The organism is Gordonia sp. PDNC005, from assembly GCF_016919385.1.
Lineage (GTDB): Bacteria > Actinomycetota > Actinomycetes > Mycobacteriales > Mycobacteriaceae > Gordonia.
The window spans coordinates 3,258,620-3,281,806 of sequence record NZ_CP070351.1; the positions used below are offsets into that span (position 1 = coordinate 3,258,620).

General features: G+C 66.6%; 26 protein-coding genes. 13 read left to right on the plus strand and 13 right to left on the minus strand.

Annotated features, from left to right (window positions below; all coding sequences use genetic code 11):
- Window positions 1-2: 2 nt before the first annotated feature.
- From JVX90_RS15665 to JVX90_RS15675, 3 genes are read left to right on the plus strand one after another with little or no spacing between them, the layout of a single operon-like run.
- Window positions 3-1,187: an acyl-CoA dehydrogenase family protein gene (locus tag JVX90_RS15665; RefSeq protein ID WP_205329621.1), complete on the plus strand. Its 1,185-nt coding sequence runs from the start codon at window positions 3-5 to the stop codon at window positions 1,185-1,187.
- 31 nt (window positions 1,188-1,218) lie between these two features.
- Entirely contained in the window at window positions 1,219-2,322 is a 1,104-nt protein-coding gene (locus tag JVX90_RS15670; RefSeq protein WP_205329622.1) for an acyl-CoA dehydrogenase family protein, read from the plus strand.
- Entirely contained in the window at window positions 2,319-3,821 is a 1,503-nt protein-coding gene (locus tag JVX90_RS15675; RefSeq protein WP_205329623.1) for an AMP-binding protein, read from the plus strand. Before JVX90_RS15670 ends, JVX90_RS15675 begins: the two co-directional genes overlap by 4 nt.
- Here the strand turns inward: JVX90_RS15675 and rpsR are convergent.
- The 4 genes from rpsR to rpmB are packed head-to-tail and all read right to left on the minus strand — an operon-like array spanning window position 3,818 to window position 4,744.
- Window positions 3,818-4,012 carry a 30S ribosomal protein S18 gene (gene rpsR / locus JVX90_RS15680; protein ID WP_240194186.1) on the minus strand — a complete coding sequence of 65 codons (195 nt, stop codon included), beginning with the start codon at window positions 4,010-4,012 and terminating at the stop codon, window positions 3,818-3,820. The two genes, JVX90_RS15675 and rpsR, sit on opposite strands and share 4 nt — an antisense overlap.
- Before the next feature lie 26 nt (window positions 4,013-4,038).
- On the minus strand, window positions 4,039-4,344 hold the full coding sequence (gene rpsN / locus JVX90_RS15685; RefSeq protein WP_205329625.1) for a 30S ribosomal protein S14: 306 nt from the start codon (window positions 4,342-4,344) through the stop codon (window positions 4,039-4,041).
- Window positions 4,344-4,511 (minus strand): 50S ribosomal protein L33, encoded by a 168-nt coding sequence (rpmG, locus tag JVX90_RS15690; protein ID WP_205329626.1) that lies wholly within the window; start codon window positions 4,509-4,511, stop codon window positions 4,344-4,346. The genes rpsN and rpmG overlap by 1 nt, the downstream gene beginning before the upstream one ends.
- Window positions 4,508-4,744 carry a 50S ribosomal protein L28 gene (gene rpmB, locus JVX90_RS15695; RefSeq protein WP_008377414.1) on the minus strand — a complete coding sequence of 79 codons (237 nt, stop codon included), beginning with the start codon at window positions 4,742-4,744 and terminating at the stop codon, window positions 4,508-4,510. Before rpmB ends, rpmG begins: the two co-directional genes overlap by 4 nt.
- Window positions 4,745-4,851: 107 nt before the next feature.
- On the opposite strand from rpmB, the gene JVX90_RS15700 reads away from it, so the two are divergent.
- Entirely contained in the window at window positions 4,852-6,165 is a 1,314-nt protein-coding gene (locus JVX90_RS15700) for a GTP-binding protein (protein ID WP_205329627.1), read from the plus strand.
- 1 nt (window position 6,166) lies between these two features.
- On the plus strand, window positions 6,167-6,421 hold the full coding sequence (locus JVX90_RS15705) for a type B 50S ribosomal protein L31 (protein WP_205329628.1): 255 nt from the start codon (window positions 6,167-6,169) through the stop codon (window positions 6,419-6,421).
- A 142-nt stretch (window positions 6,422-6,563) separates the two neighbouring features.
- Here JVX90_RS15705 and JVX90_RS15710 read toward each other — a convergent pair whose 3' ends face one another.
- The gene (locus JVX90_RS15710; RefSeq protein ID WP_205329629.1) at window positions 6,564-7,697 is read right to left on the minus strand and encodes a nitronate monooxygenase family protein; all 1,134 of its coding nucleotides are present in this window, start codon (window positions 7,695-7,697) and stop codon (window positions 6,564-6,566) included.
- 32 nt (window positions 7,698-7,729) lie between these two features.
- The gene (locus JVX90_RS15715; RefSeq protein ID WP_205329630.1) at window positions 7,730-9,346 is read right to left on the minus strand and encodes an acyl-CoA synthetase; all 1,617 of its coding nucleotides are present in this window, start codon (window positions 9,344-9,346) and stop codon (window positions 7,730-7,732) included.
- Window positions 9,347-9,431: 85 nt separating this feature from the next.
- Here JVX90_RS15715 and JVX90_RS15720 point away from each other — a divergent pair, with 85 nt between their 5' ends.
- Complete coding sequence (locus JVX90_RS15720) at window positions 9,432-10,235, plus strand: crotonase/enoyl-CoA hydratase family protein (protein ID WP_205329631.1); 804 nt, start codon at window positions 9,432-9,434, stop codon at window positions 10,233-10,235.
- Between the two features lie 109 nt (window positions 10,236-10,344).
- Window positions 10,345-10,812 carry a hypothetical protein gene (locus JVX90_RS15725; protein WP_205329632.1) on the plus strand — a complete coding sequence of 156 codons (468 nt, stop codon included), beginning with the start codon at window positions 10,345-10,347 and terminating at the stop codon, window positions 10,810-10,812.
- Window positions 10,813-11,026: 214 nt separating this feature from the next.
- Here the strand turns inward: JVX90_RS15725 and JVX90_RS15730 are convergent, their stop codons facing one another.
- Window positions 11,027-12,061, minus strand: coding sequence for an LLM class F420-dependent oxidoreductase (locus tag JVX90_RS15730; protein WP_205329633.1), 1,035 nt, complete (start codon window positions 12,059-12,061; stop codon window positions 11,027-11,029).
- A 59-nt stretch (window positions 12,062-12,120) separates the two neighbouring features.
- Between JVX90_RS15730 and JVX90_RS15735 the strand changes: the two genes are divergently transcribed.
- The 3 genes from JVX90_RS15735 to JVX90_RS15745 are packed head-to-tail and all read left to right on the plus strand — an operon-like array spanning window position 12,121 to window position 15,373.
- A complete protein-coding gene (locus tag JVX90_RS15735) occupies window positions 12,121-13,134 on the plus strand; it encodes an OB-fold nucleic acid binding domain-containing protein (protein ID WP_205329634.1) in 1,014 nt (337 codons plus the stop codon).
- 23 nt (window positions 13,135-13,157) lie between these two features.
- On the plus strand, window positions 13,158-14,198 hold the full coding sequence (locus JVX90_RS15740) for a thiolase domain-containing protein (RefSeq protein WP_205329635.1): 1,041 nt from the start codon (window positions 13,158-13,160) through the stop codon (window positions 14,196-14,198).
- Window positions 14,198-15,373, plus strand: a complete 1,176-nt coding sequence (locus tag JVX90_RS15745) for a thiolase domain-containing protein (RefSeq protein ID WP_205329636.1) — start codon at window positions 14,198-14,200, stop codon at window positions 15,371-15,373. Before JVX90_RS15740 ends, JVX90_RS15745 begins: the two co-directional genes overlap by 1 nt.
- Window positions 15,374-15,425: 52 nt before the next feature.
- On the opposite strand, the gene JVX90_RS15750 is transcribed toward JVX90_RS15745, so the two are convergent.
- Window positions 15,426-15,776 carry a helix-turn-helix domain-containing protein gene (locus tag JVX90_RS15750; RefSeq protein WP_240193920.1) on the minus strand — a complete coding sequence of 117 codons (351 nt, stop codon included), beginning with the start codon at window positions 15,774-15,776 and terminating at the stop codon, window positions 15,426-15,428.
- A 58-nt stretch (window positions 15,777-15,834) separates the two neighbouring features.
- On the opposite strand from JVX90_RS15750, the gene JVX90_RS15755 reads away from it, so the two are divergent.
- Complete coding sequence (locus JVX90_RS15755; RefSeq protein ID WP_205329638.1) at window positions 15,835-16,263, plus strand: DoxX family protein; 429 nt, start codon at window positions 15,835-15,837, stop codon at window positions 16,261-16,263.
- Between the two features lie 76 nt (window positions 16,264-16,339).
- Here JVX90_RS15755 and JVX90_RS15760 read toward each other — a convergent pair whose 3' ends face one another.
- Window positions 16,340-16,777 carry a nuclear transport factor 2 family protein gene (locus JVX90_RS15760; RefSeq protein WP_205329639.1) on the minus strand — a complete coding sequence of 146 codons (438 nt, stop codon included), beginning with the start codon at window positions 16,775-16,777 and terminating at the stop codon, window positions 16,340-16,342.
- A gap of 31 nt (window positions 16,778-16,808) precedes the next feature.
- Entirely contained in the window at window positions 16,809-18,035 is a 1,227-nt protein-coding gene (locus JVX90_RS15765) for a cytochrome P450 (protein WP_205332450.1), read from the minus strand.
- A gap of 220 nt (window positions 18,036-18,255) precedes the next feature.
- Between JVX90_RS15765 and JVX90_RS15770 the strand changes: the two genes are divergently transcribed.
- Both JVX90_RS15770 and JVX90_RS15775 read left to right on the plus strand, forming a co-directional pair.
- On the plus strand, window positions 18,256-19,419 hold the full coding sequence (locus JVX90_RS15770; protein WP_205329640.1) for a steroid 3-ketoacyl-CoA thiolase: 1,164 nt from the start codon (window positions 18,256-18,258) through the stop codon (window positions 19,417-19,419).
- A 4-nt stretch (window positions 19,420-19,423) separates the two neighbouring features.
- Complete coding sequence (locus tag JVX90_RS15775; protein WP_205329641.1) at window positions 19,424-19,903, plus strand: nitroreductase family deazaflavin-dependent oxidoreductase; 480 nt, start codon at window positions 19,424-19,426, stop codon at window positions 19,901-19,903.
- Window positions 19,904-19,995: 92 nt separating this feature from the next.
- On the opposite strand, the gene JVX90_RS15780 is transcribed toward JVX90_RS15775, so the two are convergent.
- The 3 genes from JVX90_RS15780 to fadD8 all read right to left on the minus strand — a co-directional run bounded on the left by JVX90_RS15780 (window position 19,996) and on the right by fadD8 (window position 23,107).
- Window positions 19,996-20,415, minus strand: coding sequence for a MepB family protein (locus JVX90_RS15780; protein WP_205329642.1), 420 nt, complete (start codon window positions 20,413-20,415; stop codon window positions 19,996-19,998).
- On the minus strand, window positions 20,408-21,346 hold the full coding sequence (locus tag JVX90_RS15785) for a hypothetical protein (RefSeq protein WP_205329643.1): 939 nt from the start codon (window positions 21,344-21,346) through the stop codon (window positions 20,408-20,410). The genes JVX90_RS15780 and JVX90_RS15785 overlap by 8 nt, the downstream gene beginning before the upstream one ends.
- Window positions 21,347-21,481: 135 nt before the next feature.
- Complete coding sequence (gene fadD8, locus JVX90_RS15790; RefSeq protein ID WP_205329644.1) at window positions 21,482-23,107, minus strand: fatty-acid--CoA ligase FadD8; 1,626 nt, start codon at window positions 23,105-23,107, stop codon at window positions 21,482-21,484.
- Window positions 23,108-23,187: the final 80 nt, after the last annotated feature.

Genomic DNA, 23,187 nt, shown 5'->3' on the forward strand with positions numbered 1-23,187 from the left:
GCATGCGGATCGCATACACCACTGAGCAGGAGGAGTTGCGCCGCGAACTGCGCGACTACTTCACCGGGCTCATGACCACCGAGCGCCGCGCCGCCCTGACCGGCGGAGACGGCGAACTCGGCGAAGGCGACGCCTACCGCGACGTGGTCCGCCAGATGGGTCGCGACGGATGGCTCGCACTGGGCTGGCCGACCGAGTTCGGCGGCGCCAACCGGTCGATGATGGACCAACTGATCTTCACCGACGAGGCCGCCATCGCCGGTGCCCCGGTTCCGTTCTTGACGATCAACTCGGTCGCGCCGACGATCATGCACTACGGCACCCCGGAGCAGAAGGACTTCTTCCTTCCGAAGATCGCAGCGGGCGACCTGCACTTCTCCATCGGGTACTCCGAGCCCGGAGCGGGCACAGATTTGGCGTCCCTGCGCACAACTGCGGTCCGCGAAGGCGACGAATACGTCATCAACGGCCAGAAGATGTGGACGAGCCTCATCCCGTACGCCGACTACGTCTGGCTCGCGTGCCGCACCGACCCGGAGGCCTCCAAGCACAAGGGCATCTCGATGCTCATCATGCCGACGACCGCGGACGGCTTCTCGTACACGCCGGTCCACACGATGTCGGGTGTCGACACCAGCGCGACCTACTACCAGGACGTCCGCGTACCCACCAGCGCCCTCATCGGCGAAGAGGGCGGCGGCTGGTCACTCGTCACCAACCAGCTCAACAACGAACGCGTGGCTCTCTGCAGCGCGGCGCCGATCCAGACCGCGTTCAACGAGACGCTCGCATTCGCCAGGGAGCAGAGCTACGGCGGCGGACGTCTCATCGACGTCCCGTGGGTCCAGGCCAACCTCGCCCGAGTGCACGCCAAGGTCGAGTTCCTCAAGCTCGTCAACTGGAAGATCGCGTCGATCGCAGCGTCCGGCGGGTCGCCGTCGCCCGCGGACGCCTCGGCCACCAAGGTGTTCGGCACCGAGTTCGCCACCGAGGCGTACCGCCTGCTCATGGAGGTCGCCGGGCCAGCGGCGACATTGCGACAGGGCACTCCGGGCGCTCATCTTCAGGGTCGGCTCGAGCGGTTCGCCCGCACCTCACTGATCCTCACCTTCGGGGGCGGCACCAACGAGATCCAGCGCGACATCATCGGCATGCTCGCACTGAAGCTGCCCCCGGCCCGGCGCTGACCCGAACTTCCTCTCGACCAAGGAGCATTCCATGGACTTCACTCCCACCGAGGCGTCGGGTGATCTGACCGGCCTCACCACAGACATCGTCGCCCGCCTCGCCACGCCGGAACGGACCGCGCAGCTCGAGGCCGACAACACCCCGATCGATCGTGATCTGTGGCGCGAGATCGCGGCCTCGGGTCTACTCGGCCTCGCCGCATCGTCAGGCCGGGCAGGCGACGCCGCGGCCGACCTGACCACGCTCGAGACCACAGCCGTCGCGACTGCACTCGGCCGAGCACTGGCGCGTGTGCCCTATCCGCAGCACGCCGTCGCCGCGGTTCCGCTGATCGATGCGCACGGCCCGGCCGAGCTCACCGAGTTGCTGGCGCGTGCGGCCTCCGGCGATGCCGTGCTGACCGCGGCTGTCGAGGAGGACCTCAGTTACGACCTCCTCGCACCGACCGCGACGATCACCGACGGCCGGGTGTCGGGCGTCAAGGCGAACGTGCCGTACGCATCGGCCGCCGACGCGTTCCTCGTGATCGCAGCGGGCGCCGACGGACCGGTAGCCGCCGTCGTGTCCGCCGGTGACGGTGTGGACCTCGTCGAAGTCCGCTCGACGGGTCTCACACCGACATTCACGGTCACTTTCACCGCGGCCGAGGCCGTCATCCTCGGCGGCGGCGCCGCCACCGCCGAACTGGCTCGCGATCTGCTGCGTCTCGGTGTGGCCGCGGATCAGGCCGGTGTGGTCGCAGGCGCTCTCGACGCGACCGCCGAGTACGCCCGCGACCGCGAGCAGTTCGGCCGCAAGATCGGCTCGTTCCAGGCAGTCGCGCAGCGCCTGGCCGACGACTACATCGATGCACAGGCGCTGGCGCTGACCGTCGCACAGGCCGCTTGGCTGCTGTCCGGTTCGGACGATGCGGAGGCCGACGCGGCTTCGGACGCCGTCGGCACGGCCGCGTTCTGGACTGCCGAGGCAGGCCACCGCGTCGCCCACACCACGGTGCACGTGCACGGCGGCGTCGGCCTCGACACCTCGCATCCGGTGCACCGATTCTTTCTTCGCGCCAAGCAGAACGAGTTCACCTACGGTTCGGCACCGGTTGTCCTCGCCGAGCTCGGCGGAGCTCTGGCCTCGCGATGACCGGCCCGGCCGTCACCGATCCGCGAACGATCGGCGAACTCCTCGAACCGCTGGCCGAGGTGGTCGACCGCGGCGTCTGGTTTGAGGGCGAGTTCACTTCGTGGCGGGATCACCTGCTCGACGCCCGCCGTCGCGCGGCGGCCGTCCGGTCGATGCTCGACGCGTCCAGACCGGCGCACGTCGGCATCCTTCTGCCGAACTCAGTCGAGTTCTCCAGCCTCTTCGCGGCGGCTGCGCTCGGCGGGTTCGTGCTGGTCGGACTCAATTCGACGCGGCGCGGCGCGGCGCTGACGGCGGATGCGGTCCGGTCCGACTGCCAGCTCGTCCTCGTCGACTCGGCATCATCGGGCCTGTTCGACCCCGCGCCCGGAATGCGGGTGATCAACGTCGATTCCTCGGAGTGGTCCGACCTCCTCGCCGCGACGTCGGGGGCGGATTTCGTTCCAGCACACACCTCGCCCGACGACCTGGTGATGCTGATCTTCACTTCCGGAACAACGGGCGATCCGAAGGCCGTCCGGTGCAGTCAGCGCAAGTTCGCCGCGGCCGGAGCGATGCTCGCCGACCGGTTCGGCATCGGGCCGTCGGACGTCGCTTATCTCGCGATGCCCATGTTCCATTCCAACGCGCTGATCGCAGGGTGGTCGGTCGCGGCCGCGGGCGGCGCGTCCATCGCGATCCGGCGGAGCTTCTCGGCCCGAGGGTTCGGTGATGACGTGCGCCGCTACGGCGTCACCTACGCGAACTATGTGGGCAAGCCGCTCCACTACATTCTCGCGACCGAGGAGCGTCCCGACGACCGCGATGTGCCCCTGCGCATCATGTACGGCAACGAGGCGTCGGCGTCCGACCGAGCCGAGTTCAATCGCCGCTTCGGCGCACGGGTGATCGACGGGTTCGGTTCCACCGAGGGCGGTGTCTCGATCTCACGGACGCCCGAGACGCCGGACGACGCGCTCGGTCCGCTGCTCGCGCCGAACGCGATCGTCGATCCCGACACCGGCGAAGCGGTGGCGCCCGGTGTGGTCGGAGAGATCGTGAACACCTCGGGCCCAGGCCTGTTCGACGGCTACTACGGCGACCAGGCCGCGACCGACGAACGTCTCCGCGGCGGGATGTACCGAACCGGGGACCTCGGATGGGTGGACGACGAAGGATTTGTCCACTTCGCCGGTCGCATCGGGGACTGGCTGCGTGTGGACGGCGAGAACCTCGGCACCCGGCCCATCGAAACCGTCCTGCGGCGTCATCCCGCAATCCGTGAGGTCGTCGTCGTCGGAGTCCCGACCGAGATCGGCGACGCCGTCGGCGCGGTGCTGGTCGCTCCGGGTCTCGACCGTCCCGCCTTGGACGAGTTCCTCGACGCTCAGCCCGACCTCGGACCGAAACAGCGCCCGACCCGCGTCTGGCTGGTGGAGGCACTCCCCGAGACCGCGACATTCAAGACCGCCCGCGCCGCTCTCGCCGCCTCGCTCGGCGATCCGTCCTGGATCGCCTAGCGGCCGAAGGGCAGCAGCGCCATCTCGCGGGCGTTCCGCACGGCTGTTGCGAGTTGTCGCTGCTGCTGCGGCGACAGCCCCGTCACGTCGCGACGCCGAATCCGTCCACGGTCGTTGAGGAAGCGCCGAAGCGTTTCGGTGTCTTTGTAGTCGAACGTCAATCGGGGGTCGGCGCTTCGTCGCGCCTTGATCGACTTCGGTGTGGTCCTGGTCTTCTTCACCAGCTCGCCTTCTTGATTCCGGGCAGTTCACCACGGTGCGCCATCTCGCGGAACCGGACCCGCGAGACACCCGCCTTGCCGATGTAGCCGCGCGGTCGGCCGTCGACGGCATCGCGGTTCCGCAATCGAGTCGCGCTGGCATCGCGCGGCTGACGCGCGAGTTCGGCGCGCGCCGCCTCCTTCTCCTCTGGCGACGCCGCGGCGTCTGCCATCAGGGCCTTCAGCTCGGCGCGCCGGGCCGCATATCGTTCGACGATCACCCTGCGCTGTTGTTCTTTCACGATCTTCGACTTCTTGGCCATCAGCGGCTCTCCTTGAACTCGACGTGCCGTTTCACGATCGGGTCGTACTTCCGCAGCGTGAGACGGTCGGGATTGTTTCGGCGGTTCTTCCTGGTGACGTAGGTGTAGCCGGTGCCGGCGGAAGAGGCGAGTTTGACGATCGGACGTAGGTCGGTGCCGCGACTCATCGAAGCCTCCCCGCAGCAGCGATTCGCCCGACAACGGCGTCGATGCCGTCTCGGTCGATGATCTTGATCCCCGTCGTGCTGACCCGGAGCGTCACTCGGCGCCCCAGCGAAGGAACCCAGTAGGTCTTGCGCTGCACGTTCGGTCGCCACTGGCGCGACGTCCGACGATGCGAGTGCGACACCTGCTTTCCGAAGCCCGGGACCTTACCCGTGACCTGACATACGGCCGACACATTCACCCCTTCTTATTGGTAACGATTCGCATTAACACTGAGAGCGAGGCTACAGTCGGAATGAAATAAATGGAAATCGTGTTCATTAACACGTGAGGAGGAGCCACATGGCAGACGCACTGCAGCGCACCCCGGTGACGCTGGTGACCGGCCTGCACCGCACGACGAACGCTCGTATCGCGTACACCCTGCTGAGACCGGGCACCACCGTCGTCTCGCACGACCTCCGTGACGTCGCCACTGGACGCGTCACGCGGATCCAACATCGGATGGCGCCAGACGGCGTCGACAGCCTGATGATCGACGACATAGAACTCGAGCACGGCTGCGTGTCGTGCACTCTGCGGCTGGACCTGTTGCCGATGCTCAGAACGCTGCACCGCGATCCCGATGTGGAACGGATCGTCGTCCTTCTCGACCCGGCGATCGAACCAGAGTCGCTGAGTGTCGAGATCCGGCACACGATCGTGGAAGCTCGTGGAGCCGCTCCCGCCCCCGCGGGGACCGACGTCGAGGTCGTGGCGACCGTGTGCGGGATCGACGCACCGACCTGGCTCGTCGATGCGACCGGCGACCTGACGCTGCACGAGTCCAACCTCGTCGCGTCTGAGGACGAGCGCACCATGGCCCAGGTGACCGTGGGACAGACTCGTTTCGCCGACGCGATCATCGTCGACAACGCGGACGGCTCAGACACCGCCTACGATCTCGCCCGCCTGCACGCGACGCTGCTCCGACTGGCGCCGGCGGCCGGTATGCGAACCCTCAACAGTCAGCAGTCGTTGACGCGGGACCTCGTCGAATCGTCGATCACCTCGGCGCAGCCGGAGTCGCCCCGAGGACGTCCGACTCACCCGTTCGACCCACTGCTCGCAGGCAGTCCGGACCTCGACTCCGACTGCGGGGTCACCCTCGTTCCGTTCGAGGCCGACCGTCCGTTCCACCCGACCCGACTGCACGACGCGCTCGACGTCCTGTTGGACGGAGTCGTCACAGCACGGGGCCGACTGTGGCTCGCGTCGGACCCCGACGACGTCATGTGGTTGGACTCCGCGGGCGGAGCGCTCGGCATCCGACACGTCGGAACGTGGATCGCATGTGCGGACGAGACCGCTCAGGTGGCGCCCGAGCACCGCGCACTGGCCGCTCTCCGATGGGACCCGGAGTACGGCGACCGCCACACGTCATTGACAGTGCTCTGCCACCGCGCCGATCCAGACACGATCGTCCGCACGCTGACCGCGGCGCTTGTCGACGACGACGAGATCGCACAGGGACCCGCCTATCTCGCCGCGTTGCCGTCGCCGTTCGGACATGCGCACCGCGACCCGTGCGACGACCTCGACCGCCCCGACGAATCAGCTGCCGACTCGATGACCACGACTCGCACCGAGTCGAGAACAGATACAGAAGGAGAATGACATGAAGACCGGAATCCACCCCGCCTACGGGCCAGTCGTGTTTCGCGACGCCGCCACCGGCAAGGAGTTCCTGACGCGTTCCACCACGACCTCGGAGAACACCGTCGTGTGGTCGGACGGGAACACGTACCCGCTGATCACGGTCGACGTGACGAGCGATTCACACCCGTTCTGGACGGGCGCGCAGCGGGTCATGGACACCGAGGGCCGCGTCGAGCGGTTCCGTCGCCGGTACGGGCTCCCCACTGCTCCTTGAGCGCCTTTCGACTGGCAAGCTCGCTCAAGGAGCAGGGAAGCGAGTCCCTACTGCTCGTTGAGCGAGCGAAGCTAGTCGAAGCGAAGACGGCCGGACGATCGCCCTGTTCGATCGTCCGGCCGTCTGCGTGCGCTCCGTCGAATTACTCGACGGTCGCGTTCATGCGGGCCACCGCGTCCTTGTACTCGGCGACCAGCCCGTCGATGAGCTCGGCCACCGGAGTGATCTCGTTGCATCGCCCGACGATCTGGCCCGCGGGCATCGCGACGACTCCTGGATCGTCGGCCAGCGAGATCCGAGCGTGAGCCTCGCCGACGAGCAGGTTCTGCAGCGGCATGGGCAGAGCGTCCGGCGCGCCGGGGGCGTCCCACGCGTCGGTCCACTTGGTCTTGAGAAGTCGGGCGGGCTTGCCCGAGTAGATGCGGCGCCGGACGGTGTCACGCGAGGTCGCGGCGAGCAGAGCTTTCTGCACCGTGGACGGGCCGTCACCGGTCGCGCCGAGGTTGTACTCGGCGGCGGTCAGCCAGTAGGTGCCCATCCAGACACCTTGCGCGCCCATGGCGATCGCCGCGGCGATCTGCCTGCCGCTGCCCACGCCTCCCGCGGCGAGAACCGGAGCCGCGTCGCCGAGCGCGTCGACGAGTTCCGGCCAGAGGATCATCGACGTGACCTCGCCGGTGTGGCCGCCGCCTTCGTAGCCCTGCGCGATCACGATGTCGACGCCTGCGTCGACGTGGCTGAGCGCGTGCTCCTTGGCGCCCGCGAGAGCCGCGACCTGCACGCCGTTCTCGTGTGCGAGGTCGATGACGTCCTTCGGCGGCGAGCCGAGAGCGTTGGCGATCAGCTTGATCTGTCCGTACTTGCGGGTGTGCTCCATCGCGACATCGACGTGCGAGCGCGCCACCGAGTGCAGCCAGCCGAGGACGCCGGTGTTGATGCGGTCGCCGCCGTCGGGCAGTGCGGGAACGCCGAGCTCGTCGAGCGTCCGCTCGACGAAGGCCCGATGCTCCGGCGGAATCATGGTGTCGAGATCGACCTTGGAGCCCTCGGTCGGAATCTTGGCGGGCATCACGACGTCGACGCCGAACGGCTTGCCGTCGGTGTTCTCGTGCATCCATTCGAGTACGGCGTCGAGTTCCTCCGGCTCGTTGAATCGCACGCATCCCAGCACGCCGAGGCCACCCGCACGGCTGATCGCCGCTGCGACGTGCTCGCTGGGTGTGAAGCCGAAGATCGGGTATTCGATGCCGAACTTCTCGGCGAGATCAGTCTTCATGAAAGTCCTTCGTTATCGGGGCACTGCGGGGTCTAGAAAGCTTCGTCTGCGGGGCGCGACGTGGTGATGCTCGACGCCCAGCGGTAGTCGGGCTTGCCTGCGGGCGAACGCTTGAAGTCATCGACGAACCACACGCTGCGTGGGGTCTTGTAGCCGGCGAGTTCGGCGCGGACCACCTCGTTCAGGTCGGTCAGTGAGGGCCGAGCACCGTCGCGCGTTGCGATCACCGCGGCGACACGCTGCCCGAACCGATCGTCCGGGACTCCGACGACGCTGACGTCGAACACGTCCGGATGCGCCTTCAGGGCCGCCTCGACCTCTTCGGGGAACACCTTCTCGCCACCGGTGTTGATCGACATCGAACCGCGGCCGAGCATGGTGATGGTGCCGTCGGCCTCCACCCGGGCGTGATCCCCGGGAAGGGAGTACCGGACGCCGTTGTACTCGACGAAAGTGGACGCACTCTTCACCGGATCGTTGTGGTAGCGAAGCGGGATGTGCCCGGTGCGAGCCAGCATGCCGGTCTCGCCGCTGCCGGGCTCGATCTGCGTGCCGTCCTCGCGGAGCACATGCGTGTTGGGGTCTGCCTTGACCGTCGGCGCGCCGACCCTGCTCTGCCCCTTGACCGCCATGCCCATACCGCCGAAGCCCGTCTCCGATGAGCCGATGGCGTCGACGATCACCGCATTCGGGAAAGCCTCCAGGTAGCGGTCCTTGACGGACGGCGAGAACAATGCCGCCGACGACGCGACGGAGAACACCGACGACGTGTTGTACTCACCGGCTTCGAGCGCGTCGATCATCGGACGGCCCATCGCATCACCGGTGATGAAGACGACGTTCACCTGGTGCTTCTCAACGGCCCGCCAGACGGCTTCGGCGTCGAAGTCGGGGTAGACGACGGCTTTGCCGCCCGCGAACAGCGATTGGAAGATGGCCCACTGGCTTCCGCCGTGGATGAACGGCGGAATCGGGAACCGAACAAGCTGGCCGCCGTCGGCCCCGGTCTTCGCGTGTTCCCACTCGTCGTCGATCGGGCGGCCCGAGTACCAGTCGATGCCGCCGCCCAGCACCCGCCACACGTCTTCCTGCCGCCAGACGACGCCCTTGGGCTTGCCGGTGGTCCCACCCGTGTACAGCATGTACAGGTCGTCGTTGCTGCGCTCTTCGAAGTCGCGCTCAGTGGAGGACGACGCGATCGCGTCCTCGTAGTCGAGGACCGTCTCCTCTGCTCCCTGAGCCGAGTCGAGGGAATTGATCACGATGCGCGCAGTGATGTCGTAGCTCGAATTCGAGAACACGTTGCAGACGCGCTCGGAGTACAGTCCTTCGTGGATGAGGACTCTCATGCCGGAGTCGGCGAAGATGTGCTCCAGTTCGGCCTCCACGTAGCGGTAGTTGACGTTCACCATCACCGCTCGCGCCTTGAAGATGGCGATCATCGCCTCGACCGATTCGATCGTGTTTCGGCTGTACAGACCCACTGCGTCGCCGGGTCGGACGCCCAGCTCGCGCAGCTTGTGGGCGAGCGCGTTCGATCGCGCCTCCATCTCGGCGTAGGTGCGCTGCTGGTCGCCGGATTCGAGAGCGATGCGGTCGGGCATCAAGTCGACGGCGTGCTCGATCAAGTCGGCAATCGTGAAGGCCATACGTCAAAACTAGAACGTGTTATCGTTCGCGGCAAGGATTTCGTGACACTCGGCGCATCCCGCCCAGTCGACGACAGGAGCAACCATGACCACCGAGACCCAGACCGCGCCGGAATGCCTCGTCGAGAAGCGCGGGCACGTCCTGATCGTCACGATGAACCGTCCGCAGGCGCGCAACGCCCTCTCGGGCGAGATGATGCGCATCATGGAGGACGCCTGGGACCAGGTCGACGCCGATCCGGAGATCCGGGTCGCGATCCTCACCGGAGCAGGCGGGTACTTCTGCGCGGGAGCCGACCTCAAGGCCATGAATCAGAAGGCCCCGGGCGACAAGTTCGCCGAGGGCGGCTGGGACCTGACGCGCCTGCCCGCACTGCTCAAGGGACGTCGTCTGACGAAGCCTCTCATCGCCGCTGTCGAGGGTCCCGCCATCGCCGGCGGCACGGAGATCCTGCAGGGCACCGACATCCGTGTCGCGGGCGAGAGCGCCAAGTTCGGCGTCTCCGAAGCCAAGTGGGGCCTGTTTCCGCTCGGCGGCAGCGCCGTCCGCCTAGTCCGCCAGATCCCGTACACGATCGCCGCCGACATCCTCCTGACCGGCCGTCACATCACCGCGGCCGAAGCCAAGGAGTACGGCCTGATCGGATACCTCGTGCCCGACGGCTCCGCTCTCGACAAGGCCCTTGAGATCGCCGATCAGATCGCCGCCAACGGCCCGCTCGCCGTGCAGGCCATCCTCAAGACCATCCGCGACTCCGAGGGCCTTCACGAGGAAGAGGCGTTCAAGATCGACGCCGAGCTCGGCGCGGCCGTGTTCAAGTCGGCCGACGCGAAGATCGGTCCCCGCGCGTTCGCGAATCGCGAGAAGCCGGTCTTCACCGGCGAGTGACACGCGGGGTCTTGGGGCGGCGCCTCGATCGAAATCCGGCGAACGGACTAACAAATCCGTGCCAGGCGACGACAATCAGGACATAGACCGTTCAACCCAGGAGGTCCCCATGTCCGTCCGCACTCGACTCGCCGCGGGAGTCGTCGCCGCAGCCGGCGCCGCAGCCCTGATCGCCGCCCCCGCCGGCGACGCCTCAGCTGTCACCAAGGCGTATCCGATCGGCGACTGCACCAACTTGAGCCCGAACGTCGTCGACATGCCGTACCAGCCGAACCGAGTGTTCGTGTCGGAGTACGCGGGGACCGTCTACATGCAGATCACGTACGGCAGCCTGTGGGTCGGCCTCGGCTACGACTCCCACGCACGTCTCGCGTGGAAGAACCTCAACACCGGCCGCAACGGCGTCCTCGTCGCCAACAGCAGGGTTCGCCCACCGAACACCGGCGTCCACAACTTCACCGTCAAACGGTCGTCGTTCGGTCCCGGCAAGGTGCGCCTCAGTCTGACGACCACGAATCGCAACGCGGTCTGGGCCGTTCCGGCCCGAACGTGCACGTCGACCGTCGTCGCGCCGTAAGCCGGGCTCGAAGTCGGACACCGCGGCGCGGCGCGGGCCATCAGCGCAGCGAGGCCCGTCACCACACGAGAGGAACCCCGATGCCCGACTACGACTCAGTGGCTGACGACTACGAGACAAACTCCCGACCGCCGACGAAGTCCTATCCGTGACCGTCGCAACCTAGTGTTGAGGCCCGCCGTCGCGCAAGGCGCCATCACCATGGGAGATCGGATCAGACGAGGGTGGCAAGCTCTCGGATGGTGTCGGCATCGCGGGCGGTGACCATGAGAGTCGTGACGCCGGAGGCCTCCCATTCCTTGATCTGCTCGCGGACCTGATCCTTCGTCCCGACGAGCATCGTCTCGCGGACCATCTCGTCCGGCACCGCGGCGACGGCCTCGGCCTTCTTGCCGGAGAGGAAGAGGCGGGTCACCTCGTCGACCACGTCGCCGTAGCCCATCCGGCGGTACAGATCGGCGTGGAAGTTCTTCTCCTTGGCGCCCATCCCGCCCACGTACAGGGCGGCGGACGGGCGATAACGATCGAGAGCGGCGGCGACATCGTCGGTGATCACGCACTGAGCGTTCGCGGCGATCTCGAAGGTCTCGCGCGTCCGTCGAGCACCTGGCCTCGCGAAGCCCTCGTCGAGCCAGCCGTTGAACATGGGCGAGATGCGCGGCGTGTAGAACACGGCGAGCCAACCGTCGGCGATCTCGGCCGTCTGCGCGACGTTCTTCGGCCCTTCGGCGCCGAGCCAGATCGGGACGTCTGCACGTAGCGGATGTGTGATCGGCTTGAGCGGCTTGCCGAGACCGGTGACGCCGGGCCCCTCCGCGAGCGGCAGCGGGTAATGCGGGCCGTCGTTGCGAACGGCGCCCTCCCGAGCGAGCACGTCCCTTACGACCTGGACGTATTCGCGAGTGCGGGCCAGCGGTTTCGCGAACGGCTGGCCGTACCAGCCTTCGACGACCTGCGGACCTGACACACCGAGACCGATCACATGCCGACCGCCCGACAGATGATCGAGCGTCAGGGCCGCCATGGCCAGCGACGTCGGCGGACGCGCCGACAACTGTGCAACGGCGGTCCCGAGCCGAACACGTGATGTCTGCGAACCCCACCACGCGAGCGGTGTATAGCAGTCCGAACCCCATGACTCCGCGGTGAACACCGAGTCGAAGCCCGCCGCTTCCGCCGCGACGACCAGTTCCGCCGCGTTCGGGATCGGGCCCGCGCCCCAGTAGCCGAGTTGCAGACCAAGTTTCACGCGCACACCTCTCCAAAGGATTCCTTGCCAGCAATACTAGAACGTGTTCTACTTCGAAGGTGACCAATAGTGCAGAAACCACGAGCCCCGAAGTAGCGGTGCCCGACCCGGAGTCGGTGATCCTGTCCGCCGAGCTGAAGAACTCCTTCGACTACACGAGGTCTCTCGGCCCCGTCCTGTCGCAGTTCGCCCTCGCACTGCGCGACGGTCGAATCGTCGGTAGCCGCGGATCCGACGGCCGAGTCAGCGTCCCGCCGACGGAATTCGATCCGACGACGGGCGCTGCGACGTCCGACATCGTCGAGGTCGCCGCCGTCGGAACTGTCCAGAGTTGGACGTGGCAGCCGTCGCCGTCACCCGAGCAGCCCCTGGACCAACCGTTCGCGTGGGCCCTGATCAAGCTCGACGGCGCCGACACCGCGCTGCTGCACGCCGTCTCCGCGGATACGGCATCCGAGCTGAGCACCGGCGCACGTGTTCACGCCGTCTGGCGTGAGGTCCGCACCGGCCGCATCGACGACATCTCACACTTCGCCGTCGGCGACGCGGCGTCGCAGGCCACGCCGTCCGACGGCGAGTCGATCGCCGACGCCGCCGGCAACGTCGTCATCACCACTCCCATCGGCATGACCGTCAAGCACACCGCCACCGAGTCTGAGTCCTGGTACCTCGAGGGCCTCAAGGCGGGCAAGCTCATCGGCGGACGTGTGGAGACCGGCGAGGTGTACTTCCCGCCGCGCGTGGTCTCGCCGGCCGACGGCTCGCTGACCACCGAACGCGTCGAGCTCCCCGACACCGGCACGATCACCACGTTCTGCATCGTCAACGTGCCGTTCCTCGGCCAGCAGATCAAGCCGCCGTATGTCGCGGCCTATGTGCTGCTCGACGGCGCCGACATCCCGTTCCTGCACCTGATCCTCGACGTCGAGGCGTCGGAGGTCCGAATGGGCATGCGCGTGAAGGCCGTCTGGCGGCCCGAGGAGGAGTGGGACCACACCCTGCGCAACGTCAGCCACTTCGCACCGAGCGGCGAACCCGACGCCGACTTCGAGTCGTACCGAAACCACCTGTGACCCGCGAGAGGAGAGAAAAACACATGAGCACGAACTTCCCGCGGATCGCGGTGGTGGGCTTCGCCCACAGCGCGAACGTCCCGGAGAGCACCGGCACCACCAACGGTGTCGAGATGCTGATCCCCTGCTTCGACAAGCTGTACGCCGACCTCGGCATCAGCCGCACCGACATCGACTTCTGGTGCAGCGGCTCGTCCGACTACCTGGCAGGCCGCGCGTTCTCGTTCATCTCGGCCATCGACGCCATCGGCGCAGTTCCGCCGATCAACGAGTCGCACGTCGAGATGGACGCCGCCTGGGCCCTCTACGAGGCCTGGGTCAAGATCGCCACCGGGGAGGTCGACCTCGCCCTCGCCTACGGCTTCGGCAAGTCGTCCGCAGGCGACATGGACCAGGTCCTCGCCCTGCAGACCGACCCGTACACCGTCGCTCCTCTGTGGCCCGACGCACCGTCGCTCGCCGGACTGCAGGCGCGCGCGGGCATCGATGCCGGCGCGTGGTCGGAGGCCGACATGGCGGCCGTCGCCGCCCGCGCCACCGGTGCGAACGTAGACGAGCTGCTCACCGCCGAGTACGTCCGCGAACCGTTGCGCGGAAGCGACATCGCACCGTACGCCGACGCCGCCGCGGCGATCGTCCTCGCCAGCGAGGAGCGGGCACGCGAACTCGTCGAGAATCCTGCGTGGATCACCGGCTGGGATCACCGGATCGACACCCCGAACTTCGGGGCACGCGACCTCACCCGGTCACCGTCGACCAAGCTGGCGGGCGACACCGTCTTCGGCGACCGCAGCCGTGACGTGGATGTCGCCGAGATCCATGCGCCGTACACGCATCAGGAACTGATCATCCGCAACGAGCTCGGCCTCGGAGAGCGCACGCAGATCAACCCGTCCGGCGGGGTCATGGGCGGCAACGCCCTGTTCTCAGCCGGCCTGCAGCGGATCGGCTACGCCGCCCACGCGATCCACACCGGTCAGGCGCGCACCGCATTGGCGCACGCCACCAGCGGACCCCTGCTGCAACAGAACATGGTCGTCACTCTGGAAGGCGGAGACAACTGATGGGCCGCAATCGCGCCGCCGTGCTGGGCACGGGGCAGACGAAGTACGTCGCCAAGCGCAACGACGTGACCATGGCGGGCATGTGCCGTGAAGCCATCGATCGCGCCTTGGCCGACGCGCAGGTGAGTCTGGACGACATCGACGCCATCGTCATCGGAAAGGCCCCCGACCTGTTCGAGGGTTCGATGATGCCGGAACTCGCGATGGCCGAGGCCATCGGAGCCGTCGGCAAGCGACTGATCCGTGTCCACACGGCGGGCTCGGTCGGAGCTTCGACAGCCGTCGTCGGAACGTCGCTGGTCACCAGTGGTGTGCACCGCCGCGTCCTGGCAGTTTCGTGGGAGAAGCAGTCCGAGTCGAACGCCATGTGGGCGCTGTCTATTCCGGTGCCGTTCACGATGCCGGTCGGCGCGGGCGCGGGCGGGTTCTTCGCACCGCACGTCCGCTCGTATATCCACAACTCGAAGGCGCCCGGACACATCGGTGCGATGGTCGCCGCCAAGGACCGCCTCAACGGTTCGCTGAACCCGCTGGCACACCTGCAGCAGCCCGACATCACCGTCGAGTCGGTCCTCGCCTCGCAGATGCTGTGGGATCCGATCCGCTTCGACGAGACGTGCCCGTCGTCCGACGGCGCCTGTGCGGTGGTGATCGCCGATGAGGCCGCCGCCGACGACGCGATCGCCGAGGGTCGACCGGCCGCGTGGATTCATGCGACCGCCATGCGCACTGAGCCGCTGTCGTACGCACACCGCAACGTCGTCAGCCCGCAGGCCGGACGGGACGCCTCTGCCGCCCTGTGGAAAGCCGCGGGCATCACCAATCCCCTCGAAGAGATCGACACCGCCGAAATCTACGTGCCGTTCTCCTGGTTCGAGCCGATGTGGCTCGAGAACCTGGGCTTCATGCCCGAGTACGAGGGTTGGAAGCTGACGGAGGCCGGCGACACCGCGATCGGCGGAAAACTGCCGGTCAACGCATCGGGCGGCGTGCTGTCGTCCAACCCGATCGGCGCGTCAGGAATGATCCGCTGCGCCGAAGCCGCCATTCAGGTGATGGGCAAGGCCGGGGCACACCAGGTCGCGGATGCCCGCAAGGCCTTCGGCCACGCCTACGGCGGCGGATCGCAGTACTTCTCGATGTGGGTGGTCGGCGCGGATAAGCCGGAGCACTAGGCCCTCGACTCCGCTCGGGGAGCAGGAAGTGCATGACGCGCGGCGTCGGAGTTCAGGCTCCGGCGCCGCGCGTCATCACGTTCTCGATCGATGTGATGAGGGAGCGGACGGCAAAAGCGACGTCGTCACCCGCCTCCGTGAGCTGATACACCGGGTGGCCCGGACTGTCAGCAGGGACGCTTCGAACCACGAGGTGGTCGTCGCACAGGGTCCGGAGCGTCTGGGTCAGCAGCCGGTCGCTGATGCCGTCCACTTGGCTGCGGATCTGGCCGAATCGCTGCGGGGTCCGTGTGAGGCGCCCGAGAACGAGGGCACCCCACTTGCCCGTGACGTGTTCGAACACACGACGCGACGGGCACGCCTTGGCGAAAACGTCGAACGGGAGGGCTGCGGACTCGGACACGCGGATCAATCTACGCCCTTGACTTGAACTTACAAAAGGTAAGTGATGAGATCATGGCATGAATCCGCTCAAGCACGCGCAGGGCCTGTCCACGGCGATCGCCCGCATCATCCTCGGCATCATCTTCCTGGCTCACGGCTGCCAGAAGTTCTTCGTCTACGGCATGGACAACGTCGCCACCAACTTCGACATGATGGGCGCGCCGTTCCCGACTCTCTCGGCGTGGATCGCCGCGATTCTCGAGTTCGTCGGCGGCATCGCCCTCATCGCGGGCATCGCTGTCCCGCTCTTCGCATTGCTTCTGATCTTCAACATGATCGGTGCGATCTTCATCGCCCACATCGACTTCGGCTTCTGGGCCGGCGACGGCGGCTACGAGCTCCCGCTGGCTCTCATCGCAGGCCTGATCGCCGTCGCGATCGCCCAGCAGGGTGTGCTCTCGGTCGACGGCCACCTCACCAAGCGATTCACCCCTTCACAGAAGTAGCGCCCCCGCGACAACAGCGAAGCCCCGCCCATTCGTCCGAATGGGCGGGGCTCCGTTGTACGGACCTCAGTGTGGGTCAAGCCTTGCGCAGCGACTTCATCGTCGCTTCGACCTCCCAGAACGCGCGGAGGGCGAGTAGATCGCCGTTCGCGTCGGCCTTGTAGGTGAAGACGCCTTCAGCCTCGGAGATGTGCCCCGCGATGTGAGTGACGATCTTGCCGATGTACGCCACTTCGTTGCCGCAGATCACCTCTTTGTCGAAGAGGAACTCGAGCTTCTCGGTGGTGCCGATCGTCTTGTCCCAGAACGCGGACAATCCGTCCGCGCCTCGGTGACCGACACCTTCCTCGTCGAACATCGACGGCCCGACGGGATCCTCGACGGATCCGTCGACGGCGAAATTCGCCAGCCACGCGGCCTTGTCGCGGGCCTCGACCGCTTCACGCGACCGACGTCCGGCGAGTACCGCGGGATGATTCTCGCGGTCGATGTTCAGGTACGCCGGGGTCGTCACGACATCACCTCGGTTCCTGGGCGCGAAGCGTTCACGACTTTGTGCCGTAGTCGACCTGGAGTTCCTTGATGCCGTTGATCCAGCCGTGGCGAAGACGGTTCGGCTCAGCCAGCTTGGTGATGTCCGGCACCATGTCGGCGAGGGCATTGAACATCAGGTTGATCTCCATGCGAGCCAGGTTGGCGCCGATGCAGAAGTGTGTGCCGTTGCCGCCGAAGCCGACGTGCGGGTTCGGGTCGCGCAGGATGTTGAAGGTGTACGGGTCCTCGAAGATGTCTTCGTCGTAGTTCGCCGAACCGTAGAACAGACCGACGCGCTGACCTGCCTTGATCTCCTGGCCGCCGACGACGGTGTCACGGACAGCGGTGCGCTGGAAGCAGTTGACGGGCGTCGCCCAGCGGACGATCTCGTCGACCGCCGTCGCGGGACGCTCCTTCTTGAACAGCTCCCACTGGTCCGGGTTGTCGAGGAAGGCGTTGATGCCGTGCGTGATCGCGTTACGCGTGGTCTCGTTGCCCGCAACCGTCAGCAGGATGAAGAAGAAGCCGAACTCGGCCTCGGTGAGTCCCGCGCCGTCGATGTCGGCTTCGACGAGCTGGGTGACGATGTCGTCGGCCGGGCACTTGCGACGCTCTTCGGCCATGTTGTAGCCGTAGCCGAGGATCTCCATGTTCGCAGTGAGCGGGTCGATCTCGAAGTCGGGATCGTCGCCGTTCATCATTGCGTTCGACCAGTCGAACAGCTTGACGCGGTCCTCTTCCGGGACGCCGAGGAGGTCGGCGATCGCCAGGAGCGGCAGGTCGACGGCGACCTGCTCGACGAAGTCGCCGCTGCCGGCTTCCGCCGCCTTGCGGACGATCTCGCGTGCCGCGTCGTCGAGCTTCTCTTCGAGCGCGTGCACCGCCTTCGGAGTGAACGCACGCGACACGATCTTGCGCAGGCGGGTGTGCTCCGGCGGATCGTGGTTGATCAGAAGAGCCTTGGTGACGTCGATCTGTTCTGCCGGCATCTCGTCGTCGAAACGCATGATGACGCCGTTGGCGTTCGCCGACCAGTCTTCCGCGTTCTTGGAGATCTCACGGATGTCGTCGAGCTTGGACACCACCCAGTAGCCGCCGTCGTGGAAGCCGCCGCCCTTGCCGGGAAGCTGCGCGTTCCACCACACGGGAGCGGTCTTGCGGAGCTCCGCGAACTCCTTGACCGGCAGACCCTGCTGCAACATGTCGGGGTTGGTGAAATCCCAACCCTCTTGATGCATGAACGGGCACTTACCCGCTGATTCCTGGGACGAGCCCGCCGCATCGATGTCCTGTGCCTGGGTCACGCCATCACCTCATTCCAAAGGTCGCGGGTCTCGCCCCTGTCAACGAGAACCCGTTACAATTTGCTGTAGGTCACACTCTGCCACACTGGATAGACGCGAACAAGAACTTGTTCTAGTTTTGACGCAGATAGTCTTTCAGAGAAGAGGTCCTGTCATGGGTGTACCCGTCATCGTCGAAGCCGCACGCACGCCGATCGGCAAGCGCAACGGCTGGCTGTCCGGCCTGCACGCCGCCGAGATCCTCGGCGCGGCACAGCGCGGCGTCATCGATCGCGCCGGCATCGACCCGGCGCTCGTCGAGCAGGTCGTCGGCGGCTGCGTGATGCAGGTCGGCGAGCAGGGGAACAACGTCACCCGGACCGCATGGCTGCATGCCGGACTCCCCTGGCAGACGGGCGCCACCACCATCGACTGCCAGTGCGGTTCGGCCCAGCAGGCCAACCACATGATCGCCGGGCTGATCGCGTCGGGCGCCATCGACGTCGGCATCGCCTGCGGTATCGAAGCGATGTCGCACGTTCCGCTCGGCGCCAACGTCGGCACCGACGCCGGGCCCCGCCGACCGGAGTCGTGGGACATCGACATGCCCAACCAGTTCGACGCCGCCGAGCGAATCGCCAAGCGCCGCGGTATCACCCGGGCCGACGTCGACGCCCTCGGCGTCGCCTCGCAGGCCAACGCCAAGCGTGCATGGGACGAAGGTCGCTTCGATCGCGAAGTCCTGTCCGTCAAGGCCCCCGAGCGCACCAAGGACGGCCAGCTCACGGGCGCGATCCTCGATGTGAACCGTGACCAGGGCCTCCGCGAGACGACCCTCGAGTCACTCGGCAATCTCAAGCCCGTCCTCGAAGGCGGCATTCACACCGCGGGCACGTCGTCGCAGATCTCCGACGGCGCCGCCGCCGTCCTGATCATGGACGAGGAGAAGGCGAAGTCCCTCGGCCTGCGTCCCCGCGCCCGCATCAAGAGCCAGGCCCTCGTCGGAGCCGAGCCGTACTACCACCTCGACGGCCCCGTGCAGTCGACCGAGCGGGTGCTCGCCAAGACCGGCATGAGCATGAACGACATCGACGTCGTCGAGATCAACGAAGCCTTCGCATCAGTCGTCCTCAGCTGGGCCCAGGTCCACAACGCCGACATGTCGAAGGTGAACGTCAACGGCGGCGCCATCGCCCTCGGCCACCCTGTCGGCAGCACCGGCTCGCGCCTGATCACCACTGCGCTGCACGAGCTCGAGCGGTCCGACAAGCAGCACGCGCTGATCACCATGTGTGCGGGCGGCGCTCTGTCGACTGCCACCATCATCGAGCGCATCTGACCTCATGGATGCCAACGCCCGCCCGGCGCAGCTTGATTCACCGATCGTCGGGCGAATCATCAAGATCGCGTCGCGCCTCAACACGCGGCTGTACAAGCTGACCGGCGGGCGTCTCGGCGGAACGTGGCGGGTCGGTGCGGCGCTCAAGAAGCCGACGCCGGTCTGCCTGCTCACGAGCACCGGCCGCAAGTCTGGCGAGGCCCGCACAGTTCCGCTCCTCTATCTGACCGACGGCGGCGACATCGTGGTGGTCGCATCGCAGGGTGGGCTGCCGAAGAATCCGGCGTGGTTCTACAACGTTCGCGCCGATCCGTCGGTGCAGATCCAAATCGGCTCCGACACAAGGCCGTACACCGCGCGTATCGCCGGCGACGCCGAACGCGCCGAGCTGTGGCCCCGTCTGGTGCAGCTGTACGCAGACTTCGACACCTACGCGGCGTGGACCGACCGCGTGATCCCGGTGGTCATCTGCTCTCCGGCCTGACATCCGCGGGCCAATGGCGCTGAGATTGCTCCGCTCATCGACGCACGAGGGCATATTGCCCTCGCAACCTGATGAGCGGTGCTATTTCAGCACTACGGCCGTGGGATGAATGCGTGCGCCTGCGCGCGCTGAGTTCGTGACGCCTGCGGGTTCAAGTCCCCGACCCATGGCGGGTAGACCCGGAATCCACGCTTGCCCGAGGACCGGGCTCCCGAGGTGACGCCGAGCCGAACGAGATGATCGGCGGTGAACCGGAACACTCCGTGGTGTTCGCCGTCGTCGACGAAGACGATCAGCCCTGCTACCGCTTCGTCTGCGGGGAAGGGCTCGGTGCCGCCGTCTGCCGCACGCCTCCAGACCGAGACGAACGCTCCAGGCTTCGTCGGCGTGATCCGAGCCGTCCGTACTCGCCACACCTCGGCCCCGATCCGCGCGATCCGACCGGCGTAGTCGAGATTCGTCTCGTCCGGTGTCAGGGTGACGTCGTCCCCGAAGTACCAGAAGTCACCCACGTCGGGCCGACGACGGATTCAAGATCGAGACCGTTCCGTCTTCTGAGCCGAGGACCAGCGAATGCTTGTCGGGAGTCAGTGCCACCGAGGTGATCGGACGGCCCGCGTTCACAGTGCAGCGCTTGCCCGTCGGCAGATCGACGACGATCAACTGGCCGGTGGTGGTGGCCGCGGCGATCGTGCGGTCGCCCACGAGCGCGATGTCGTCGACGACGCCGGGCACCGGCGAAGTCAGGTCGGCCGCGGTGCTCACCTTGCTCGGATCGTCGAGCGGAATACGCAGGACACGGCCGGTGAGACTCTGCGTCATCGTCGCGTAGGCCGCTCCACCACTGATCACGATGCCGTTCATGCCAGTTCCGTTCACCGTTGTGTTCGGTGCGAGATTCTTGGGTGCACGGGCAGTCCAACTGTGGTCGATCGAACCGTTCTTGCGTACCTTGACCACGCCGAGGTTCGAGTCGGCGACATACATGGTTCCGTCGTGAGTGATCGCCATACCGTTCGGCATTCCGAGGCCGCGCGCGACAGTACGCGCCGTCGGCTTCGTCGACGTCGGATCGAACGACACGACGCGGCCGCGGAGCGGTAGGCCCGGAATCATGTTGATCGTGGTGTCCCCCGACGTCACGTACATCAGACCGTCCGGGCCGAGGCGGACCGCTCCGGGTGAATCGACACGAACCGTCCCCGTCTTACCGCCCCGGGCGTCGTACCGTTCGACGACGTTCTGCTGCACCCTCGAGACCCACAGGCTCCCGGCTTTGTCGTAGCCGAGGTTCTCCACCCAACTCAGCAGCGGGACAGGCGCCGGAATGAGTGTGCGGACGGTCGACGTCGTGCAGGCCGGCGACGCCGCTGCCGACGGCGCCACCACCGTCGCCGCAGCCATCCCCGCTACCAGTACTGATGCCGCAATCGACTTCCGCATGCCGTCCCCTTCGTCGCCGTCGACCCGAAAGGACTGTACTGCGCCCGACACACCCCCGCACGCGCGAAGGGCGTCTAGCCGAACATGCCAGGATCAGGCGAAAGAGCTTCTCCGCGGTAGTGCCGAAGTTCGGTCTCAGCCGACCGACCGGCCGTGGCCTTCCCAGAACTGAGCGCGCAGGGCCTTCTTGTCGGGCTTGCCGAGCGCAGTGAGCGGGAGCGCATCGGCGAAGACGACCTGCTTGGGCGATTGGACCGCGCCCTTGCGGCCCTTGACCGCCGACTGCACCGCGGCGGCGACTGCGGCCTTCGCGTCTTCGGACGAGTCGGCATCGGGACGCAGCACCACGACGGCAGTGACGGCCTCTCCCCACTTCTCGTCGGGAACACCGATCACACCGACCTGAGCAACCGACGGGTGTTCTGCGATCACGTCCTCCACTTCGCGGGGGAAGACGTTGAATCCGCCGGTCACGATCATGTCCTTGGTGCGGTCGACGATGAACCAGAAACCGTCCTCGTCTTCGCGCGCCACATCGCCAGTGTGGAGCCAGCCGTCGCGGAACGTCTCGGCTGTCTGCTCGGGAAGCCCGAGGTAGCCACCGGCGAGCAGCGGACCGGACACACAGATCTCGCCCGGCTCGCCCTGCGCGACAGGTTCGCCATTCGGTCCGGCGAGCTTGGTCCGAAGGAACGCCGAGGGCCGGCCACAGCTTCCGAGCCGGGCCTTGTCGTGCTCGTCCTTGCGCAGGTAGCTGATGACCATCGGACTCTCGGACTGGCCGTAGTACTGCGCGAAGATCGGTCCGAAACGCTCGATCGCCTCCGCGAGACGGACCGGATTGATGGGAGAAGCACCGTAGTAGACGGTTTCCAGAGACGACAGGTCACGAGTCTGGGCGTCGGGGTGATCCATCAGCGCGTACAGCATCGACGGAACGAGCATCGTGGCCGTGATCCGTTCACGTTCGATGGTGGCCAGGACCTCGGCCGGGTCGAACTTGGCGAGCACGATCATCGTGCCGCCCTTGATCAGCGTCGGCACGAAGAAGGCCGCTCCCGCATGCGACAGAGGTGTGCACATCAGGAACCGCGGACGCTCAGGCCACTCCCACTCGGCCAGCTGAATCTGTGTCATCGTCGACATCGCACGAGCCGTTCCGACGACACCCTTCGGCTTCCCGGTGGTTCCGCCGGTGTAGGTGATGGACACGACGTGCTCGGGATCGAGGACTTTCGCAGTCAGCGGCTGGACCGGATACTCGGCCGCAGCGGCGATCACGTCGACGGCCGATCCGACAAGAGCGTCCGGAACGGGTCCGAGCGTCAGGATCTGCGTGAGGCTGTCGACCTTCTCCAGAAGCGCGACGGCGCGTTCTACGAACATCGGAACCGGGTCGATGATCAGCGTCGAGACGCCTGCGTCCGACAGGACGTACGCGTGGTCGTCGAGCGAACCGAGCGGGTGCAGTGCGGTGCGCCGCCAACCCTGCGTCTGTCCGGCGCCGATGACGAACAGAACCTCCGGACGATTGAGCGCGAGCAGGCCGACCGCGGTCCCGGTGCCCGATCCGAGCGCCTCGCACGCCTGGACGTACTGGCTGATCGCGTCGGCCATCTGACGGCCGGTGAGTTCAACGTCGCCGAGTTGCAGGACAGGACTGTTGGCGTGCCGTTTGAGAGCGGCGACCATCAGGTCGCCGAGATGCACCGGTGTATGCAGCAACTGATCGGCTGCCAGGACTGACTGTTCTCCACTCATGAAATCCACACTAGAACGTGTTCTAACTTTACGAAAGGTGCGATCTCGAACCCGCCACAGAACCGGCATGTTGCGAGCAG

Coding starts and splice junctions, on each gene's coding strand:
- JVX90_RS15665 (WP_205329621.1), top strand. CDS start 3: ATGCGGATCGCATACACCACTGAGCAGGAGGAGTTGCGCCGCGAACTG.
- JVX90_RS15670 (WP_205329622.1), top strand. CDS start 1,219: ATGGACTTCACTCCCACCGAGGCGTCGGGTGATCTGACCGGCCTCACC.
- JVX90_RS15675 (WP_205329623.1), top strand. CDS start 2,319: ATGACCGGCCCGGCCGTCACCGATCCGCGAACGATCGGCGAACTCCTC.
- rpsN (WP_205329625.1), bottom strand. CDS start 4,344: ATGGCCAAGAAGTCGAAGATCGTGAAAGAACAACAGCGCAGGGTGATC.
- rpmG (WP_205329626.1), bottom strand. CDS start 4,511: ATGAGTCGCGGCACCGACCTACGTCCGATCGTCAAACTCGCCTCTTCC.
- JVX90_RS15700 (WP_205329627.1), top strand. CDS start 4,852: ATGGCAGACGCACTGCAGCGCACCCCGGTGACGCTGGTGACCGGCCTG.
- JVX90_RS15705 (WP_205329628.1), top strand. CDS start 6,167: ATGAAGACCGGAATCCACCCCGCCTACGGGCCAGTCGTGTTTCGCGAC.
- JVX90_RS15710 (WP_205329629.1), bottom strand. CDS start 7,697: ATGAAGACTGATCTCGCCGAGAAGTTCGGCATCGAATACCCGATCTTC.
- JVX90_RS15715 (WP_205329630.1), bottom strand. CDS start 9,346: ATGGCCTTCACGATTGCCGACTTGATCGAGCACGCCGTCGACTTGATG.
- JVX90_RS15720 (WP_205329631.1), top strand. CDS start 9,432: ATGACCACCGAGACCCAGACCGCGCCGGAATGCCTCGTCGAGAAGCGC.
- JVX90_RS15725 (WP_205329632.1), top strand. CDS start 10,345: ATGTCCGTCCGCACTCGACTCGCCGCGGGAGTCGTCGCCGCAGCCGGC.
- JVX90_RS15740 (WP_205329635.1), top strand. CDS start 13,158: ATGAGCACGAACTTCCCGCGGATCGCGGTGGTGGGCTTCGCCCACAGC.
- JVX90_RS15745 (WP_205329636.1), top strand. CDS start 14,198: ATGGGCCGCAATCGCGCCGCCGTGCTGGGCACGGGGCAGACGAAGTAC.
- JVX90_RS15755 (WP_205329638.1), top strand. CDS start 15,835: ATGAATCCGCTCAAGCACGCGCAGGGCCTGTCCACGGCGATCGCCCGC.
- JVX90_RS15765 (WP_205332450.1), bottom strand. CDS start 18,035: ATGCATCAAGAGGGTTGGGATTTCACCAACCCCGACATGTTGCAGCAG.
- JVX90_RS15770 (WP_205329640.1), top strand. CDS start 18,256: ATGGGTGTACCCGTCATCGTCGAAGCCGCACGCACGCCGATCGGCAAG.
- JVX90_RS15775 (WP_205329641.1), top strand. CDS start 19,424: ATGGATGCCAACGCCCGCCCGGCGCAGCTTGATTCACCGATCGTCGGG.
- JVX90_RS15785 (WP_205329643.1), bottom strand. CDS start 21,346: ATGCGGAAGTCGATTGCGGCATCAGTACTGGTAGCGGGGATGGCTGCG.
- fadD8 (WP_205329644.1), bottom strand. CDS start 23,107: ATGAGTGGAGAACAGTCAGTCCTGGCAGCCGATCAGTTGCTGCATACA.